The sequence below is a fragment of the Agrococcus sp. DT81.2 genome, from assembly GCF_049844935.1.
Classification (GTDB): Bacteria; Actinomycetota; Actinomycetes; order Actinomycetales; family Microbacteriaceae; genus Agrococcus.
The window spans coordinates 335,801-352,637 of record NZ_JBNCLZ010000002.1; the positions used below are offsets into that span (position 1 = coordinate 335,801).

17 protein-coding genes are annotated in these 16,837 nt (G+C 72.6%); 14 read left to right on the forward strand and 3 right to left on the reverse strand.

Going from position 1 to position 16,837, the window contains the following annotated elements; translation table 11 throughout:
- Position 1: 1 nt before the first annotated feature.
- Positions 2 to 388, forward strand: coding sequence for a RidA family protein (locus ACLQ21_RS04895; protein ID WP_425662048.1), 387 nt, complete (start codon positions 2 to 4; stop codon positions 386 to 388).
- Between the two features lie 7 nt (positions 389 to 395).
- On the opposite strand, the gene ACLQ21_RS04900 is transcribed toward ACLQ21_RS04895, so the two are convergent.
- Positions 396 to 1,355, reverse strand: a complete 960-nt coding sequence (locus tag ACLQ21_RS04900; protein ID WP_425662050.1) for an NAD(P)-dependent alcohol dehydrogenase — start codon at positions 1,353 to 1,355, stop codon at positions 396 to 398.
- Positions 1,356 to 1,584: 229 nt separating this feature from the next.
- Between ACLQ21_RS04900 and ACLQ21_RS04905 the strand changes: the two genes are divergently transcribed.
- Both ACLQ21_RS04905 and ACLQ21_RS04910 read left to right on the forward strand, forming a co-directional pair.
- Positions 1,585 to 2,721 carry an FAD-dependent oxidoreductase gene (locus ACLQ21_RS04905; protein WP_425662052.1) on the forward strand — a complete coding sequence of 379 codons (1,137 nt, stop codon included), beginning with the start codon at positions 1,585 to 1,587 and terminating at the stop codon, positions 2,719 to 2,721.
- A gap of 34 nt (positions 2,722 to 2,755) precedes the next feature.
- The gene (locus tag ACLQ21_RS04910) at positions 2,756 to 3,244 is read left to right on the forward strand and encodes a MarR family winged helix-turn-helix transcriptional regulator (RefSeq protein ID WP_425662054.1); all 489 of its coding nucleotides are present in this window, start codon (positions 2,756 to 2,758) and stop codon (positions 3,242 to 3,244) included.
- A 17-nt stretch (positions 3,245 to 3,261) separates the two neighbouring features.
- Here ACLQ21_RS04910 and ACLQ21_RS04915 read toward each other — a convergent pair whose 3' ends face one another.
- Entirely contained in the window at positions 3,262 to 3,843 is a 582-nt protein-coding gene (locus tag ACLQ21_RS04915; protein ID WP_425662056.1) for an HhH-GPD-type base excision DNA repair protein, read from the reverse strand.
- A 91-nt stretch (positions 3,844 to 3,934) separates the two neighbouring features.
- Positions 3,935 to 6,121, reverse strand: coding sequence for a hypothetical protein (locus tag ACLQ21_RS04920; RefSeq protein ID WP_425662058.1), 2,187 nt, complete (start codon positions 6,119 to 6,121; stop codon positions 3,935 to 3,937).
- 296 nt (positions 6,122 to 6,417) lie between these two features.
- On the opposite strand from ACLQ21_RS04920, the gene ACLQ21_RS04925 reads away from it, so the two are divergent.
- From ACLQ21_RS04925 to ACLQ21_RS04975, 11 genes are all read left to right on the forward strand, one after another.
- A complete protein-coding gene (locus tag ACLQ21_RS04925; RefSeq protein ID WP_425662060.1) occupies positions 6,418 to 6,678 on the forward strand; it encodes a hypothetical protein in 261 nt (86 codons plus the stop codon).
- A 68-nt stretch (positions 6,679 to 6,746) separates the two neighbouring features.
- The gene (locus ACLQ21_RS04930; protein ID WP_425662062.1) at positions 6,747 to 8,120 is read left to right on the forward strand and encodes a glucose-6-phosphate dehydrogenase; all 1,374 of its coding nucleotides are present in this window, start codon (positions 6,747 to 6,749) and stop codon (positions 8,118 to 8,120) included.
- A gap of 41 nt (positions 8,121 to 8,161) precedes the next feature.
- Entirely contained in the window at positions 8,162 to 8,854 is a 693-nt protein-coding gene (locus tag ACLQ21_RS04935) for a DUF3159 domain-containing protein (RefSeq protein ID WP_425662064.1), read from the forward strand.
- A 283-nt stretch (positions 8,855 to 9,137) separates the two neighbouring features.
- A complete protein-coding gene (locus tag ACLQ21_RS04940; RefSeq protein ID WP_425662066.1) occupies positions 9,138 to 9,533 on the forward strand; it encodes a GntR family transcriptional regulator in 396 nt (131 codons plus the stop codon).
- A gap of 4 nt (positions 9,534 to 9,537) precedes the next feature.
- Positions 9,538 to 10,233 carry an ABC transporter ATP-binding protein gene (locus ACLQ21_RS04945; protein ID WP_425662068.1) on the forward strand — a complete coding sequence of 232 codons (696 nt, stop codon included), beginning with the start codon at positions 9,538 to 9,540 and terminating at the stop codon, positions 10,231 to 10,233.
- Positions 10,230 to 11,054 carry a hypothetical protein gene (locus ACLQ21_RS04950; RefSeq protein WP_425662070.1) on the forward strand — a complete coding sequence of 275 codons (825 nt, stop codon included), beginning with the start codon at positions 10,230 to 10,232 and terminating at the stop codon, positions 11,052 to 11,054. Before ACLQ21_RS04945 ends, ACLQ21_RS04950 begins: the two co-directional genes overlap by 4 nt.
- 22 nt (positions 11,055 to 11,076) lie before the next feature.
- Positions 11,077 to 11,658 (forward strand): protein-L-isoaspartate O-methyltransferase family protein, encoded by a 582-nt coding sequence (locus ACLQ21_RS04955; RefSeq protein ID WP_425662072.1) that lies wholly within the window; start codon positions 11,077 to 11,079, stop codon positions 11,656 to 11,658.
- Between the two features lie 30 nt (positions 11,659 to 11,688).
- Positions 11,689 to 12,864, forward strand: coding sequence for a M24 family metallopeptidase (locus ACLQ21_RS04960; RefSeq protein WP_425662074.1), 1,176 nt, complete (start codon positions 11,689 to 11,691; stop codon positions 12,862 to 12,864).
- Positions 12,861 to 14,096, forward strand: a complete 1,236-nt coding sequence (locus ACLQ21_RS04965; RefSeq protein ID WP_425662076.1) for a M20 family metallopeptidase — start codon at positions 12,861 to 12,863, stop codon at positions 14,094 to 14,096. The genes ACLQ21_RS04960 and ACLQ21_RS04965 overlap by 4 nt, the downstream gene beginning before the upstream one ends.
- Positions 14,097 to 14,143: 47 nt before the next feature.
- Positions 14,144 to 15,562: an MFS transporter gene (locus ACLQ21_RS04970; protein ID WP_425662078.1), complete on the forward strand. Its 1,419-nt coding sequence runs from the start codon at positions 14,144 to 14,146 to the stop codon at positions 15,560 to 15,562.
- Positions 15,563 to 15,624: 62 nt separating this feature from the next.
- Positions 15,625 to 16,797, forward strand: coding sequence for a zinc-dependent alcohol dehydrogenase (locus ACLQ21_RS04975; RefSeq protein ID WP_425662080.1), 1,173 nt, complete (start codon positions 15,625 to 15,627; stop codon positions 16,795 to 16,797).
- Positions 16,798 to 16,837: the final 40 nt, after the last annotated feature.

The following is a 16,837-nucleotide window of genomic DNA, read 5'->3' on the forward strand; positions in this document are numbered from 1 at the left end:
CATGGCTCGCCGCGTCAGCATCCACATGCCCGGGTTCTCGCATCGCAACCCGATCCCCGCGGCGAGCCGCATCGGCCCGCACCTCTACTCCGGCGTGCTGACGGGACGCGACGCCCGCAGCGGCGAGATGGCGGATGGCCTCGACGCGCAGATGGCGAACGTGTTCGCGCACATCCGCGCGCTCATGGCCGCGGCCGGCGGCTCGACCGACGACATCGTCAAGCTCACGTTCTGGCTCGCGGACGCGGACGACCGCGACGCGCTCAATCGCGAGTGGCTCGCGATGTTCCCGGATGCGTCGTCGCGGCCGGCCCGGCAGGCGATGGCCGCCACGCTCGGCGGCGGTGCGCTCGTGCACTGCGACGTCGTGGCGATCCTCGACGACTAGCGACCGGTCAGGGCATCTCGACGACGAGCTTGCCACGGGTCTCCCCCGCGGCCAGGCGCGCGAGCGCCGCCGGTGCATCGTCGAACGGGTAGGTCCGCTCGATCGCCCGCTCCACGTCGTCGGCCGTGAGGATGCCGGCGACCTCCTCGAGCAGCGCACGCGATTGCGGCACCGCGAGCACGCGCACGCGCTTGCCCGTGACCCGCCCGAGGAGCGGGCCGGCGATCACGGTGGCGAGGAGCACCCTCGTCTGCCCGCCCACCAGGAGATACGCGCCCTCCGGACGCAGCGCACGGTGCACGCGGTGCGGCGCGCGGTGCCCCACGAGGTCGACGATCCGGTCGTAGCTGCCGCGGTCGTCGGCCCGGTCGTGGGCGTCGCAGTCGATGGTCTCGAGCGCGCCCACGCGCAGCATGTGCTCCGCCTTGGCTCGACGGTCCGCTCCGATCGTGTGCGCGCCCAGGCGCCTCGCGAGCGCGAGCACGAACGCGCCGCCGGAGCCGCCGGCGCCGTTGACGAGCAGCCGGTCCCCCTCCCGCAGCCCCGCCGTCGCGCGCAGCGCGATGCACCCGGCCTGCGGGATCGCCGCGGCCTGCGCGAACGAGAGCGCGGCCGGCTTCGGCGCGAGCGTGTCGACCGCCGCCACGGCGTGCTCCGCCAGGGCGCCGCGATACCCGCGCAGCTCGCCGAACACCTCGTCGCCGACGGCGAGCGCCGTCACGCCGCTCCCCAGCGCCACGACGACGCCCGAGATGTCGGAGCCGGGCACGGGATGCCTGGGGCGCCGCAGCCCGCCCAAGCGCGCGTACGCGGGACGGCCGGCGAGGTTCTCGCGATCCGAGCCGTTGAGCGACGCGGCTCGCACCTGCACCAGCACCTCGCCCTCCCCGGGCCGGGGCACGGGCCGCTCACCGAGGCGCACGGCATCGACCGGTCCGTACCGATCCTGGATCAGCGCACGCATCATGACTCCCTCGGTGACTCCCTCGGACCGCCGTCGCGGCCAGCGTAGCCCGTGCTCAACGCGGAGCCGGGGCGCGAAGCGGCTCCGGTGTGCACCGGCCGCAACGTGAGGATGCAGCCGACGGAACCCATCCTCGCCGACCGTTATGTGACGATATATATGCCGATCGGCAGACCGGCAGCCTGTCGTTCCGGTGCAACGGTGCACCAGCAGGCCGAGGTGAGGGACTCCCGTGAACGAACGCAGCATCCTGGTCGTCGGCGGCGGCATCGGCGGGCTCGCCACGGCCATCGCCCTCCGGGCCAACGCCGGCTTCGACGTCACCGTCATCGAGAAGCAGGCCGACCTGCACTCCTCGGTGTGGGGCGTCGGCATCATCCAGCCGGCGAACGCCATGCGGGCGCTCGACGCGATCGGCTGCGCCGAGGCGTGCATGGCGGACGGCTACGGCGCCTCCGAGTGGGGCTCGATGCACGACGTCGACGGCAACAAGATCCGCGACATGAAGGCGACGAAGATCGCGGGCGCCGATTACCCGGCCATGAACGGCATCACCCGCCCGCGGCTGCACGAGATCCTCACCGCCCGCGCGATCGAGGTCGGCGTCGAGGTCGTCTACTCCACGACCTTCGTGTCGCTCGAGGAGGACGAGCACGGCGTCACCGTGCAGGCGTCGGACGGGCGCGAGCGCCGCTTCGACCTCGTGGTCGGCGCCGACGGCGTGCGCTCGCTCGTGCGCGAGCACGTGCTCGACGCGGAGCTGCGCCCGCACTACATCGGCCAGAGCGCCTTCCGCGTGAACATGCCCCGCCTGCCCGAGATCGACCGCATCCTGCTGCAGCCGGGCCCCGGCGGCATGGCCGGCTTCGTGCCGATCGGCAAGGACCTCGCCTACTTCTTCCTCAACATCGAGTGCGAGCGCGACCAGCGCCCGAAGGGCGACGCCATCTATCCCGCGCTCGTCGAGAAGCTCGAGGGCTTCGGCTGGCTCACGGGCCGCTTCCGCGACGAGTTCCTCACGGCGGACGCCGACATCGTCATCCGCCCGGAGGAGTCGCTCATCTCGCCCGCCCCGTGGCACCGCGGCCGGGTCGTGCTCATCGGCGACGCCGTGCACACCGTCACGCCGCACCTGGGACAGGGCGCCGCGCAGGCGATCGAGGACGGGATCGTGCTCGCGGAGGAGCTGCAGCGCCACGACGACTTCGAGGCCGCGTTCGACGCGTACACGGCCCGCCGCTACGAGCGGTGCAAGCTCGTCGTCGACACGTGCCTCGCGATCGCGGAGTGGGAGAAGGGCCAGAAGCCGGGCTTCGACAACATCGCCGCGACGAACCTCGTGCTCGACACCCTCGCCCAGCCGTACTGATCCGCGCGCCGGCGGAAGCCTAGAGTTGGACCCCATGGGAGCGACGGCCGGAGATCCGCAAGCGCCCGCGCTCGAGGATGCCGTGCAGCAGCGGCTGGCGATGACCCTGCGCGAGATCGCCTGGGCGATCCACCGCCGCGCGCCCGAGCGCGCCGACGTCGGGCCGATCCCCACGACCGAGATCGCGCTGCTGAAGCAGGTCGTCGACGTGCCGGGTTCGACCGTCGGCGAGCTCGCCCGCGCGCTGGGCCTGCAGCAGTCGAACACGAGCGCCGCGCTGCGCTCGCTGGGCGACCGCGGCCTCGTCGAGCGCGCGACGAGCGCGGAGGACCGCCGCGTCGTGCGGGTGTGGGCGACGCCCAATGGCGTCGCGGAGCACGAGGCGATCGCCGAGGCCTGGACGACGGATGTGGTGCGGGCGATCGGCGCCCTGCCGGCCGATGAGCGCGAGGCGCTCGAGTCCGTCGCGCCCGCGCTCGCGCACGTGCGGGAGCTGCTGCGGCAGCCGCCGCTGGTCGGGTAGCCGGGGCTTCGACACGGTCAGCCGGCGGAGGCCTTCGCGGCGGCCTTCGCCGCCTGCTTCGCCTTCCGCACCTCGGCGAGCGACTCCTGGTCGACGATGTCGGCCACCGAGCGCTTCGCGCCCTCCTCGCCGTACGGCGCCGACGCATCCCGCCACCCGGCGCCGTCGAAGCCCGAGCGCTTGCCGAGCAGCGCGAGGAAGATGCGCGCCTTCTGCTCGCCGAAGCCCGGCAGCGCCTGCAGGCGGCGCAGCACCTCCGCGCCGTCGGGATCACCGCTGCGCCAGATGGCGCCAGCGTCGCCACCCCACTCCTCCGCGACCACCGCGGCCAGCTGCTGCACCCGCTTCGCCATCGACCCCGGGAAGCGGTGCACCGCGGGCTTCTCGGCGAACGCGGCCTGGAAGGCGTCCGGATCCATGCGCGCGACCTCGGCGGCGTCGAGCTGCCCGAGCCGGTCGCGCAGCTTCGCGGGCCCAGCGAACGCGGTCTCCATCGGCACCTGCTGGTCGAGCAGCATGCCCGTGAGCAGCGCGAAGTCGTCCTCCGAGAGGAGCCGGTCGGCGTCGTCGTCGCCGGTGATGTGGAGCTCGCGGGTCATGGCCCCAGCCTGCCACGGCCGATCCTGCTCGGACAGAGGGCCGAGCCCCCGCCCGGTCACGACGAGCGAGGGCTCGGGGTCGACGATCGGGTCAGCGGAGGCTCAGCTCCCGGGATCGGACGAGCAGCAGACCGCCGGCGACGAGCAGCGCGAGCGCGAGGCTGATGCCGCCGATGGGGATGTCGCCTCCCGTGCGTGCGCGCGACGGCAGCGCGTGGCTCGCGCGCACCGTCACGACGTTGGTGGAGGCGCTCTCGAGGCTGTCGCTCGAGACCGCAGCGACGCTGTCGAACGCCACCCGCACGACGGTCCCGTCGGCCTGCGACGGCACGCCGGGCACGCGGGCCGCGATCGTGGCCGTGACCACTGCACCGGGCTCCATCGTGCCGATCGCGATGCGGTGCGTGCCCGTGACTGCATCCAGCTCGGCCTTGCACGGCACCGAGCACGTCGCCGCGCCGTCGGCCAGGAGTCCACCGGGCAGCTGGTCGACGATGCCGACGCCGGTGCTCGGGGCGTCGCCCTCGGCGCGCACGACGATGCGGAACTGCACGAGGTCGCCGAAGCCGACGGCCCCGTCGGACGCCAGCCAGCCGTCGTCCGCCTGCTCCCACACCGACTTCTCGGCCGCCACGACCCCCCTGCCCACCGCGGTCTCCGCGCAGGCGACGTTGTTCGACGGGCGCTCGCAGCCGCCCGGTGCCGGGCCGGGATCGTCCTCCGTCGAGACGGTCGCCTCCGTGCGGTACGTGCCGGTGGGCAGCGCGGGCGCGACCGCGACCACGATCTCAATCGTGACGGAGGCGCCGGCGGCGAGCGCTGCCGCGGCGACGGTGCACGTGACGGTGGTGTTGGCGGCCGAGCACGGATGCTCGCTCGACCTGTAGGTCAGCCCGCTGGGCAGCTCCGCGCTGATGGTGGCACTCTCATCGGCGTCGAGGGCGCGAGCGCCCGCGTTCGACACGGTGAGCGCGAGGCGTGCGTCGCCGCCGGCCCTCACCACCTCGTCCCGCCGGTCGGTGGTGAGCCGGAGGTCGACCGGGCGGTCGTCGGCGAGGATCGTGCAGGTGACGTCGGCGATGCCGGTGATCGTGAGCGTCGCGCCGGACAACGCGCCGCCGACGCAGACCCAATTGCCGGAGGCGTAGCCCGCTACGGCTGCACCGGCGAGCCGGTAGGCGCCTGCAGGCACGGATGCCGCGGTGACGGACGGTGTGCCGGACGTCCCCGCGATGCCGACGGCGCCCTGGGCGCTGAGCGCGAAGTCGGCGACCGAGGCGTCACCGCCGTCGTCGTTCCTGACGGCCTGCACGAGGGTGAGCGTCGGGTACCGCAGCTCGGTGCGCTCACAGTCGACGCTGTTCGAGCGGCTCTCGCACGTCATGATGGCCGGGCGGTCGTCGGCGGTCGTCACGACCGCGAGCGTCCGGTAGCCGCCCGGGAGCGCATCCTCCTCGAGGCGGACCGACATGGTGATGAGCGCGGTCCCACCGGCGACGAGCAGCATCGGGGCGATGCTGCAGGTGACGGTCTGCCCGCCCGCCGTGCAACCGCCCCTGTCGAGGAGGGTAGCGCCGGCCGGCAGCGCCGCCGTCACGGTCACGGGCTCGTCCAGGTCGACGTCGCGGCCGCCGATGTTGCGCACCGTGATCGTCATTTCGAAGGCGCCCCCGTTGGCGACCACGGCGTCGCCGTCGTCGATCGTCAGCGCGAGGTCGACTGCGGCGTCATCGTGGGTGGCCGTGCAGACGACGGCGTCGCCTTCGCCGATGGTCACGGTCGAGCCATCGAGGGCCCCGCCCTCGCAGCTCCACAGCGGAGCGCCGTACCCGGCGCGGCCGCCGCTGGTCGAGAGGGCGTACACGCCCGGCTCGACGAGGGCTGCGATGATCGCCGACGACTCCGCGACGCCGCGGATGGGGGTCGGCCCGTCGGCGGCGAGCGTCCAGTCGGTGTTCGCGGCGCCGCCGCCATCCCCGTTGTCCACCTGCGCCCGCAGCGTCAGCGTCGCGGCCGTGGGCGCCGTGCCGGGGTCCGGAGTCGCCGGATCCCCCGGAGGCGTCGGATCCGGCGTCGACGGCTCGGCCGGTGTCGAGGGCTCGGCGGGCACCGAGGGCTCGGCCGGCACCGAGGGCTCCGGGGCCAGCTGCGCCGTCGGCCCCTCGGTCGCGTTCGGCTCGACCGCGACCGCGGCCGTCTCAGATGCGGTGACGATCGCCGGCGCGAGGGCGAGCGGCGCGATCAGGCCGACGGAGGCGGCGAGCACGCCGGCGAGCACGCGCGCGACGCGACGCCGCGAGCGCCGAGCGAACCCGGGCGCGCGCGATCGGGGCGGGTGACGCCGTCGATCCTCTGCGCGCATCGTCCACTCCCGGCTGCGGCGCCATCAGCGGCGCCTGGCAGTGCAGTCGGGCTCGCACAGCCGTCGTTGCGATTGCCTGCGCCCCAGCAAAGACCCATGCCGACGCATGCGCAACAGTGTTCGCAAACCCCTGACGGCAACGACAGCCGCCCCTGAGGATGCTGACTGAGCTCCTCAGCGGGCATCGAGCCTCGCGCTGGGAGGATGGTGGCATGCAGACCAAGCGCTCGAACCCCTGGGCGTGGTGGGCGTTCTGGATCGGCCTCCTCGGCCTCGTCCTCATGCCCATCCCGCTGTTCATCGGCCTCATCCTCGGTGGCGGCCTCGCGGCGATCGCGGCGATCCTCGCCGTCATCGCCCTGTTCAAGTCGCGCCACGCCGGCGGCAGGGGCATCGCCCCGGCGGTCGTGGCGGTCGTGCTCGTGCTCCTCACCTACGGCGGCATCTCGATCGGCGGCGGCACCATCTGGTGATGCGCGGCTGACCGCGACCGCGTCCCCGCACCCTCGAGCGACACAGCCGCGGGTGCGAGGATCGGTGCATGGCACCGAGTCGCGCGACCACCCTGCTCATCCTCGGCGCATCCGGCGACCTCACGAGTCGCCTGCTGCTCCCCGGCATCGCGACGCTGCTGCGCGAGGAGCCATCGAGGCGCGTGCAGGTGGTCGGCGCCGATCTGCGCGCGCTCGCCCCGGCCGACTGGCACGACCGCGTGCGCACCGCGCTCGGCGTCGGTGGCGCGCAGGGCGCCGCGGCGAAGCAGGTGCTCGCGACCACGCGCTACGTCGCGGCGGACGCGACGGATCCCGCCGCCCTGCGCGCGCTCCTCGAGAGCATCGAGTGCGAGCGACTCGTCATCTACTTCGCGCTGCCCCCGCACGTGACGGCGCTCGTGTGCGGCACGCTCGAGCAGGTCGGGGTGCCGGACGACACGATCCTCGCGATCGAGAAGCCCTTCGGTGACAGCCTCGAGTCCGCGAAGCGGCTCAACGCCCTCGTCACGCGCATCGTGCCGGAGGAGCGGGTCTTCCGCATCGACCACTTCCTCGGCCTGCACACGGTGCTCAACCTCATCGGCCTCCGCTTCGCGAACCGGCTGCTCGAGCCGACGTGGGATCGCGACAGCATCGAGAAGGTCGAGATCCTGTACGACGAGACCGTCACGCTCGAGGGCCGCGCCGGCTACTACGACCGCAACGGCGCGCTCCGCGACATGATCCAGTCGCACCTGCTGCAGGTCATGGCGTTCCTCGCCATCGAGCCGATCGCGAGCGTCGGTGAGCGCGACCTGCGCGATGCCGTGAGCCAGGTGCTGCGCGCCGCGAGCGTCGTCGACCCCCTCCGGCACTCGCGCCGCGCCCGCTACACGGCGGGGAGCGTCGAGGGCCGCGAGGTCCCCGACTACGTCGCTGAGGAGGGCGTCGACCCCGCCCTCGGCACGGAGACGCTCGCCGAGGTGCAGATCGAGATCGCGAACCAGCGCTGGGCGGGCGTGCCGTTCATCCTCCGCTCGGGCAAGTCGCTCGCCGGCGTGCGCAAGCGGGCGATCGTGCACTGGAAGGAGCCGGCGCACGTGCCGACGGGGCTCTCCGGCCGCGGCAGCCCTGACCGCTTCGTCATCGACTTCAAGCCCGACGGCTTCGAGCTGCACCTGACCACGAACGGCAAGGGCGACCCGTTCCGACTCGAGCAGACCGTGCTGCGCGGCGAGCTCGGAGGCGGCGCACTGCTGCCCTACGGCGAGGTGCTGGCCTCGATCCTCGACGGCGACCCCCGGCTCGCGGTGCACGGCGATGCCGCAGAGGAGTGCTGGCGCATCGTCGAGCCGGTGCTCGAGGCATGGCGCGCGGATGCGGTGCCGATGCACGAGTACCCGGCGGGTTCCCGCGGTCCGCGGGGCTGGCGCAGCAACTGACCGCCCTGGTGCGCGCGAGCGGGTGAGGCTAGCCTTCCTCCATGCCGCTATCTGATTCCTCGCGGCCGGTCGCCGGCTTCGACGAGGACGGCGACCCGACGCGCGAGGAGTCGCTCGCCCGGCTGCTGGGCGGCAGCAAGGCGGCGCTCGAGGGCAGCGTGCCGCCCCTCGCCTTCCTGGTCGGATGGCTCGTGACGAGCGGCGACCTCGCGGCAGCCGTGCTGTGGTCGCTGCTCGCGAGCGCCTCGACGCTCGTCTATGCCCTCGTGGAGCGGCGGAGGCCAAAGGCCGTCCTGATCGGCATGCTCATGACCGTCGTCGCCGCGATGATCGCCTCCTACTCCGGCGAGGCTCGCAACTTCTTCCTCATCCAGCTGCTGTCCAACGCCGCGAGCGCCCTCGCCTGGATGGTCTCCATCGCGCTCGGCTGGCCGCTCCTCGGCGTCATCGTCGGCGGCCTGATCGGCACGCGCACGCGCTGGCGCCGCGATCCGGTGCTGCTGCGCGCCTACCGGCTCGCCTCGTGGATCTGGGTGCTCCAGTACGTCGTCCGCGTGGCGGTCTTCGGCGTGCTGTGGTGGCTGGACGAGACGACCTGGCTCGCCATCATGCGCGCCGCGCTCACCTACCCGCTCATCATCGTCTGCATCGCGGTCTCTGGGTGGGTGCTGTTCGCGTCGATCCCGGCGTCGCACCCCGGCATCCGGAAGCCGCGAGCCGCGCTCCCCGACTGAGCGCGGATCCTCCACAGGCGCCCGAGAGCGTTGCGCGCCGCCGCCCGGCGGCGTACAGTCACGGGCAAGTCAAGCGGTGCGGACCGACCAGGCGCCTTCACCATCACTTGCGATAGAGCAAGCGCCGATGTGCCAGTCCGCACCGCTTTCTCTCTGCCCGCGTGCGACCTCCACGGCATCGCCATCGCGACCGGCACCGCCGGCCTCCGCCACGCCGCGCTTGCGACGCGCTGTGCCGCGCTGTACTGTATTAGTTACCTAATACAGTAAGACAAGGACGCCGATGGACTTCGACACTGCGCAGCCGATCTGGCTTCAGCTGATCGGCGAGTTCTCGCGGCGCATCGTCGCCGGCGAATGGCCAGCCGGATCACGGATCCCGGCGGTCCGCGAGCTCGCTGCCGAGCTGCAGGTGAACCCGAACACGGTGCAGCGGGCCTTCGGCGAGCTCGAGCGCGACGCGCTGGTGCGCTCCGAGCGCACTGCCGGGCGCTTCGTGACCGACGACACCGAGCGCATCCGCACCCTGCGACGGCGGCTCGCCGCCGATGCCGCCGATGACTTCGCGCGCCGCGCGATCGCGGTCGGGCTCGGCATCACGGACGCGCACACCCTCCTGACAGAGAGATGGGACCACCATGACCGCGACAGCACCACCGCCGACGGATCGGCGGGATGAGACCATGACCGACGCGATCGAGCTGCGTGGCCTCGTCAAGACCTACGGCCCCCTGCGGGCCCTCGACGGGCTCGACCTCACCCTCCCGTACGGCCAGGTCGTGGGCCTGCTGGGCGAGAACGGCAGCGGCAAGACGACGCTCCTGAAGGTCCTCGCCGGCGTGCTCGCCGACTACAGCGGCGAGGTCCGCATCGCCGGCCACGCGCCAGGCCCCGAGTCGAAGTCGCGCGTCTCCTACCTCCCGGACGTCAGCTTCCTGCCCGACGGCGCTCGCGTCCGCTCGTGCATCGAGCTCTACGACGACTGCTTCGAGGCCTTCGACCCCGAGCGGGCCCGGGACCTCATCGGCTTCTTCGGTCTGGATGCATCGATGCGGTTGAAGGAGATGTCGAAGGGCATGCGCGAGAAGGTGCAGATCGCGCTCGCCATGGCGCGGGACGCGCGCGTCTTCCTCCTGGACGAGCCGATCTCCGGCGTCGATCCGGCCGCTCGCGACGTCATCCTGCAGGGCGTGCTGCGCAACCTCTCCGCCGACTCGCTGCTGCTCGTCTCCACCCACCTGATCCACGACCTCGAGCCCATCCTCGACAGCGTCGTGCTCATGCGCCGCGGTCGCGTCGCCCTCGCCGGCCAGGTCGACGACCTGCGTGCCGAGCATGGCGTCTCGATCGACCGGCTGTTCAGGGAGGTCTACCGATGATCGGCACGCTCATCAAGCACGAGGTGATCCGCACCCGCGCCCTCCTGCTGACCATCGCCGGCGCCGCGTCGGCGGTCGGGGTCGTCGGCGCGCTCACCGCTGCCACCGGGTGGCCGGTGCTGTCGCAGTTCGGCGTGCTGCTCGGACTCGCCGGCACGTTCGGTCTCGTCCCCGCGCTGCAGCTCGCTCAGGCGGTCGACTACTGGCGCAGCAGCTACGGCCGCATCGGCTACTTCACCCAGACGCTGCCCGTCCGCGGCTCGCGCATCTATTGGGCGAAGGTGGTGTGGGGCGCCGTCGTGCTCGTCGCCGGCCTCGCCGGCACGCTCGCGATCGGCCTGGTCGTGTGGTTCGGCACCGCCGCACAGGTCGGCCTCGAGCCGCTCGACATCTTCCCGCTCGTCGGCGACGCGCTCGCGCTGGCCTTCAAGGCATCGCCCTGGCTCACCGCCGTCGCCGCTCCGGTGCTGCTCCTGCTGCTGTACGGCCTCAACACGGTGACACTGCTCAGCGCCGCGTCGCTCGGGTCGGAGCAGCGGATGCACCGGCTCGGCCTTGGCGGTCCCGTGCTCGTGTGGTTCGCGCTGCACACCGCGACGCAGCTCGTGATGCTCGTGATGATCCTCGCGATCCCGTTCGGGCTCGGCATCACCACGTCGGGCGAGCTGGAGCTGCTGCCGGTCGACATGCTCACCGCGATGCTGCAGGACATCGACCTGCAGCTCATGCCGATCGGCTTCGTGCCGGCGCTGCTCGTGCTGGTGCCGCTCATGGTCTGGCGTACGGCTCGCTCGTGGAACAGCAAGGTGTCGCTCGCCTGAGCCGCCCGGTAGCGTCACTCGCATGGACGCGCTCCCGGTCCCGCCCGAGGCCGCCCGGCGCGTGCGCGCCGCGATGACCGAGACCCCGCGCGCGACGTTCCTGCCGGCCGTCGTGCGGCACCTGGCCGACGTCGACCGTCCCGTCGGGATCGGCTGGGACGCGACGAACTCGCAGCCCTCGACGGTCGCCCGGATGCTCGAGCTGCTCGACGTGCACGAGGGCCAGCGGGTGCTCGACGTCGGCGCGGGATCGGGCTGGACGACCGCGATCCTCGAGCGACTCGGTGCCGACGTCCTCGGCGTCGAGCTCGTACCGCAGCTCGTCGACGTCGCGAACGAGAACCTCGCCGCCCACGGCAGCCGTGCCCGCGTGCGCCAGGCGGCTCCGCACATCCTCGGGCTCCCCGACGACTCGCCGTTCGACCGCATCCTCGTCTCGGCGGACCTCGGCCGCATGCCCGATGCGCTCGCCGCGCAGCTGGCCGAGGGCGGGCGCATGGTCGCGCCGGTCGCCGGCCGGATGACGGTCGTCGACGTGCGGGACGGCGTACCTCGAGTGCGCGAGGACGGGGGGCGGTACGCCTTCGTGCCCCTGCGGGAGTGACGCGGAGCGCGGGCACGTAGGGTGTTCGGCATGCCGCCCAGCACCGACGAGCTCGACGCCAGGCTGACCCGGACGCGCGAGCGGATGCAGCGCGCGGGCCTCGACGGTCTGGTGGTCGTCGACCCCGCGAACCTCCACTACCTGACCGGCTACGACGCCTGGTCGTTCTACATGCCGCAGCTGCTGTTCGTGCCGCTCGCCGGTGAGCCGCTGCTCATCATGCGGGCGATGGACGCGGGCGGCGCCCACCGCACCGCGAGCACGCCGCCCGAGCGCATCCTCGGCTACCCCGAGTCGCTCGTGCACCAGCGGCACGCGCACCCGTTCGACTGGGCGGCCGAGCGGCTGCGGGAGCACGGCTTCGCGACCCGCGGGCGCGTGGGCTACGAGTCGGAGGCCCACTTCTTCTCCGTCCGCGCCTTCCACGCGCTCGAGCGGGGCATTCCCGAGTGGCAGCTCGTCGACTCCCACGACCTCGTCAACTGGGTGCGGCTCGTGAAGAGCCCCGTCGAGCTCGAGCTCATGCGCGCCGCCGGCCGCGTCGCCTCCGCCGCGATGCAGGCGGGCATCGACGCCGTCGCCGAGGGCGCCCGCCTCAACGACGTGGCCGCCGCCATCCAGTTCGCGCAAGCGACGGGCGTCGAGGGCGCCGAGGGCGACTACCCGGCGATCGTGCCGATGCTGCCGACCGGCGAATCGGCCGACACGCCCCACATGACGTTCAGCGCGCGCCGCCTCGACGCTGGCGAGGCCGTCTCGATCGAGCTCGCCGGCGCCCACCGCCGGTACCACGCTCCGCTCGCCCGCACGCTCACGCTCGGCCGGCCCGATGCACGGCTGGAGCGCCTCGCCGACATCACTGCCGAGGGGCTCGAGCTCGTGCTCGACGGGCTGCGCCCCGGCCGCGCGGTCGCCGACGTGCACGCGCTGTGGCGCGACCACATCGCGAAGCACGGGGTCGAGAAGCCGTCGCGGCTCGGCTACTCGATCGGCATCGGCTACCCGCCCGACTGGGGCGAGCGCACCGTCTCGGTGCGCGGCGACGACGAGACCGTGCTCGAGCCCGGCGTGTGCCTGCACATCATCGCCGGCATGTGGATGTCGGGCTACGGCTGCGAGCTCAGCGAGTCGATCGCGGTCACGGCCGACGGCATCGAGGTGCTCACGAGCGCGCCGCGCGCGCTGATCGTGCGGGAGGGGGCGTGACGGCCGTGCGCGACGCCACGGCCGCGGCGGTCGAGCGCGCGCTCGCGCTCGTCGACGAGGCGACCGTCGTCGCCGATGCTTCGTCGCTCATCCTGGCGGCGAGCGAGAACCCGGGCGGCACCGAGCTGGTGGCGGTGCGGGTGCTGGAGTCAATCGCATCGCGGCTCGGCGGCCGCAGCCGCAGGCAGCTCGTGGCGCCCGGCCGCCCGAACCTGTCGATCCGGTTCGGCCCCGACGCCACCGAGGCCGCACCCGGCGTGCTGATGCTCGGGCACAGCGACGTCGTTCCCGCGGGCGAGGGGTGGGCCGCCGACCCGTTCAACCCGCGCGTCGCCGACGGCTGGCTGACCGGCCGGGGCGCGGCCGACATGAAGGGCGGCATCGCGGCGGCGCTGCAGGCGATGGCCGCCGTGCATCGGGTGCTCCCCGACGCACCCCTCGAGCTCCTCGTCACGGTCGACGAGGAGGACCTCGCGACCGGCATCCAAGCGCACCTCGCCGCGACGCCGCCCGACGCCGTGCACCGGGCGTGCATCGTCGCGGAGCCGACCGACATGGCCGTGGTGATCGCGTGCCGCGGCGCCGCCAACCTGCAGGTCGAGGTCGCGGGTCGAGCCGCGCACGCCGGGCGCCCGGAGGACGGTGCGAGCGCCATCACCACCGCCGCGCGCATCGTCGACTGGATCGCCGGCGACCACGCGCGGATGCGCGCGGGCGCCTCCGGCCTGCTGGGCTCGGCCACCTGGAGCGTCGGCCGCATCGAGGGCGGCCACGGCACGTCGATCGTGCCCGACCGCTGCACGCTGCTCGTCGACCGACGGCTCATGCCGGGCGAGGCGGGCGCCGAGGCGCTCGCGCAGCTCCGGAGCGGCATCGGGGAGGCGCTCGCAGACGACGGATGCAGCGCCGAGGCGTCGCTGCTCATGGAGATGCCGGGCTTCGAGACCGACCCGACGCATCCGCTCGTCGCGACCGCGGTCGACGCGCTGGTCGCCGAGGGCGCGGCCGCGCCCGTCGAGGCATGGACGGCGGCGTGCGAGGGCGGGTTCATCGCCCGGCACCACGGCTGCCCCACGATCATCGTCGGCCCCGGCGACATCACCGGTCAGGCGCACCAGCCGGACGAGCGGGTGCGCATCGCCGACCTCGGAGCGGCGGCGCGCGCGTACACTCGCATGCTCGTCCACCTGCACACCGACGACACCGACCGCCGAGACCCCGAGCACGACTGACCCTGCACCGCCCGCACGATCCACCCCATCCGGAAAGGGATACGGCCATGACCGAGCAGACAGCACCTGCGCACCGCACTCCGCCACCCATCACCCGCGAGATCGACCTCTCGCCGATCCAGCGCAAGACCGTGCGCAAGTCGGTGATGGGCGCGATGGCCGGCAACGCCATCGAGTGGTTCGACTACGGCATCTACGGCTACCTGGCCGTGCACCTGTCGACGCAGATCTTCGGCGGCTCGGAGGAGGCGATCCTCTGGACGCTGTTCGGCTTCGCCGTCTCGTTCCTCGTCCGCCCGCTCGGCGGCGCCATCCTCGGCCCGCTCGGCGACCGGATCGGGCGTCAGAAGGTGCTCGTCTTCACGATCATGATGATCTCGGTCGCCACCGCGGCGATCGGCCTGCTGCCGACCTTCGACCAGGTGGGCTGGCTCGCGCCGGTGCTGCTGTTCCTGCTGCGCATCGTGCAGGGCTTCTCCGCCGGTGGCGAGTACGCGGGCGCCGCCGTCTACATGGCGGAGCACGCCCCCGACGACCGCCGCGGCTTCTGGGGCTCGTTCCTCGAGTTCGGCACGCTGCTCGGCTTCTCGCTCGCTGCGATCCTCGTCACCGCGCTGGAGTGGATCGTCGGCACCGAGGGCATGGAGGCGGGCTGGTGGCGCCTGCCGTTCCTGCTCACCCTGCCCCTCGGCCTCGTCGCCATCGCGATGCGCGCTCGCCTGCACGAGTCGGCCGTCTTCGAGGAGGCCAAGGAGCAGGACACCCGCACGAGCGCGTGGCAGACGCTGCGCGACCTCGTGACGCAGCAGCCGAAGCAGCTGCTGAAGATCATGGGCATCACCATCCTCATCAACACGGCGTTCTACCTCGTGCTCACCTACATGCCCACGTTCCTCCAGACGTCGCTCGACATGGACGGGACGCAGGCGGGGCTCATGCTCGTGGGCGTGCAGCTCGTGATGATGGCGGTGATCATCCCCATGGGGGCGCTCACCGACCGGATCGGCCGGCGGCCGCTGCTGCTGACCGCCGCCATCGGCTTCACGGTGTTCTCGGTGCCCGCGATCCTGCTGCTCAACACCGGCAATCTGCTGCTGCAGGTGCTCGGCCTCGCGATCTTCGGGCTCTTCCTCGTGATGCTGCTGTGCAACATCTCGGCGTCGCTGCCGGCGCTCTTCCCCACGACGGTGCGCTACGCGGGCTTCGCGCTCGGCTACAACGTGGCGACGTCGCTGCTGGGAGGACCCGCCGGCCTCATCAACGAGGCGCTCATCGAGCAGACCGGCTCGACGCTCGTGCCTGGCTTCTACATGATGGCGGCGGGCATCGTCGGACTGCTCGCGATCCTGACGTTCAACGAGACCGCCGGACGCAGCCTGCGCGGCGACCGCGTGCCGGGCGACGACGACCAGGAACGCCTCGCGATCGGCGAGGAGCTGATCGGCAAGGTCGCGAAGGACCGCTGAAGCACCTGTGAATCGGATGGGTGGGGTACCGACGGCGTACCCCACCCGCATAGCGTGCTGGCATGAGAGCACTCACCTGGCAGGGCAAGCGCAAGGTCTCGGTCGAGGAGGTCGCCGACCCCCGCATCGAGCAGCCGACCGACGTCGTCATCCGGATCACCTCCACCGCCATCTGCGGATCGGACCTCCACCTCTACGAGCTGTTCGCGCCGTTCCTCAAGAAGGGCGACATCCTCGGGCATGAGCCGATGGGCATCGTCGAGGAGGTGGGCTCGGCGGTCTCGAGCCTGCAGGTCGGCGACCGCGTCGTCATCCCGTTCGTGATCGCGTGCGGCGAGTGCTACATGTGCTCGAAGGGCCTGACGACGCAGTGCGAGACGACGCAGAACCGCCATTCCGGCACCGGCGCGTCGCTATACGGCTACACATCGCTCTACGGCTCGGTCCCCGGCGGCCAGGCGGAGCGGCTGCGCGTGCCGTTCGCCGACTTCAACGCGACGAAGGTCGGCACGGAGCTCGCCGACGACCGGTACCTCTTCCTCAGCGACATCCTCCCCACGGCGTGGCAGGGCGTGGAGTACGCCGGCCTCCAGCCGGGCGACACGCTCGGCGTGATGGGCCTCGGTCCCGTCGGGCAGTTCGTCGCGCGCATCGGCCGGCACCTGGGCCATCGCGTCATCGCTGTCGAGCCGGTGCCCGAGCGACGCGCCATGGCCGAGCGCTACGGGGTCGAGACGCTCGACATGGCGGATGCGACGGATGCGCTGCGCGACCTGACGGATGGTCGCGGCCCGGACGCGATCGTCGACGCGGTCGGGATGGAGGCGCACGGCGCGCCCGGCGCGGCCACCGCGCAGCAGCTCGTCGGCGCGCTGCCGGACCTGCTGGCGAAGCCCATGATGCGGCACGCGGGCCTGGACCGGCTCTCGGCGCTGCACACCGCCTTCGATGCCGTGCGCCGTGGCGGCACCGTCTCGCTCAGCGGCGTCTACGTGGGCTCGGCCGATCCGATGCCCATGATGACGCTCTTCGACAAGCAGCTCACGCTCCGGATGGGGCAGTGCAACGTGCAGTCGTGGCGCGACACGCTGCTGCCGCTCGTCGAGGACCCGTCCGACCCGCTCGGCACCGGCGACCTCACGACGCACCTCGTCCCCCTCGACGAGGCACCCGAGTACTACGAGACGTTCCAGAAGAAGGAGGACGGCTGCATCAAGGTGGTGTTGACGCCGTAGCGCGCGCGGAGACGAGGAACGGCCCCGGGGTGGAGCCCGG

Bases quoted from the DNA above. Each gene is read 5' to 3' on its own strand.
- ACLQ21_RS04895 (WP_425662048.1), top strand. From the start codon at position 2: ATGGCTCGCCGCGTCAGCATCCACATGCCCGGGTTCTCGCATCGCAAC.
- ACLQ21_RS04900 (WP_425662050.1), bottom strand. From the start codon at position 1,355: ATGATGCGTGCGCTGATCCAGGATCGGTACGGACCGGTCGATGCCGTG.
- ACLQ21_RS04910 (WP_425662054.1), top strand. From the start codon at position 2,756: ATGGGAGCGACGGCCGGAGATCCGCAAGCGCCCGCGCTCGAGGATGCC.
- ACLQ21_RS04915 (WP_425662056.1), bottom strand. From the start codon at position 3,843: ATGACCCGCGAGCTCCACATCACCGGCGACGACGACGCCGACCGGCTC.
- ACLQ21_RS04925 (WP_425662060.1), top strand. From the start codon at position 6,418: ATGCAGACCAAGCGCTCGAACCCCTGGGCGTGGTGGGCGTTCTGGATC.
- ACLQ21_RS04930 (WP_425662062.1), top strand. From the start codon at position 6,747: ATGGCACCGAGTCGCGCGACCACCCTGCTCATCCTCGGCGCATCCGGC.
- ACLQ21_RS04935 (WP_425662064.1), top strand. From the start codon at position 8,162: ATGCCGCTATCTGATTCCTCGCGGCCGGTCGCCGGCTTCGACGAGGAC.
- ACLQ21_RS04940 (WP_425662066.1), top strand. From the start codon at position 9,138: ATGGACTTCGACACTGCGCAGCCGATCTGGCTTCAGCTGATCGGCGAG.
- ACLQ21_RS04945 (WP_425662068.1), top strand. From the start codon at position 9,538: ATGACCGACGCGATCGAGCTGCGTGGCCTCGTCAAGACCTACGGCCCC.
- ACLQ21_RS04950 (WP_425662070.1), top strand. From the start codon at position 10,230: ATGATCGGCACGCTCATCAAGCACGAGGTGATCCGCACCCGCGCCCTC.
- ACLQ21_RS04955 (WP_425662072.1), top strand. From the start codon at position 11,077: ATGGACGCGCTCCCGGTCCCGCCCGAGGCCGCCCGGCGCGTGCGCGCC.
- ACLQ21_RS04960 (WP_425662074.1), top strand. From the start codon at position 11,689: ATGCCGCCCAGCACCGACGAGCTCGACGCCAGGCTGACCCGGACGCGC.
- ACLQ21_RS04970 (WP_425662078.1), top strand. From the start codon at position 14,144: ATGACCGAGCAGACAGCACCTGCGCACCGCACTCCGCCACCCATCACC.
- ACLQ21_RS04975 (WP_425662080.1), top strand. From the start codon at position 15,625: ATGAGAGCACTCACCTGGCAGGGCAAGCGCAAGGTCTCGGTCGAGGAG.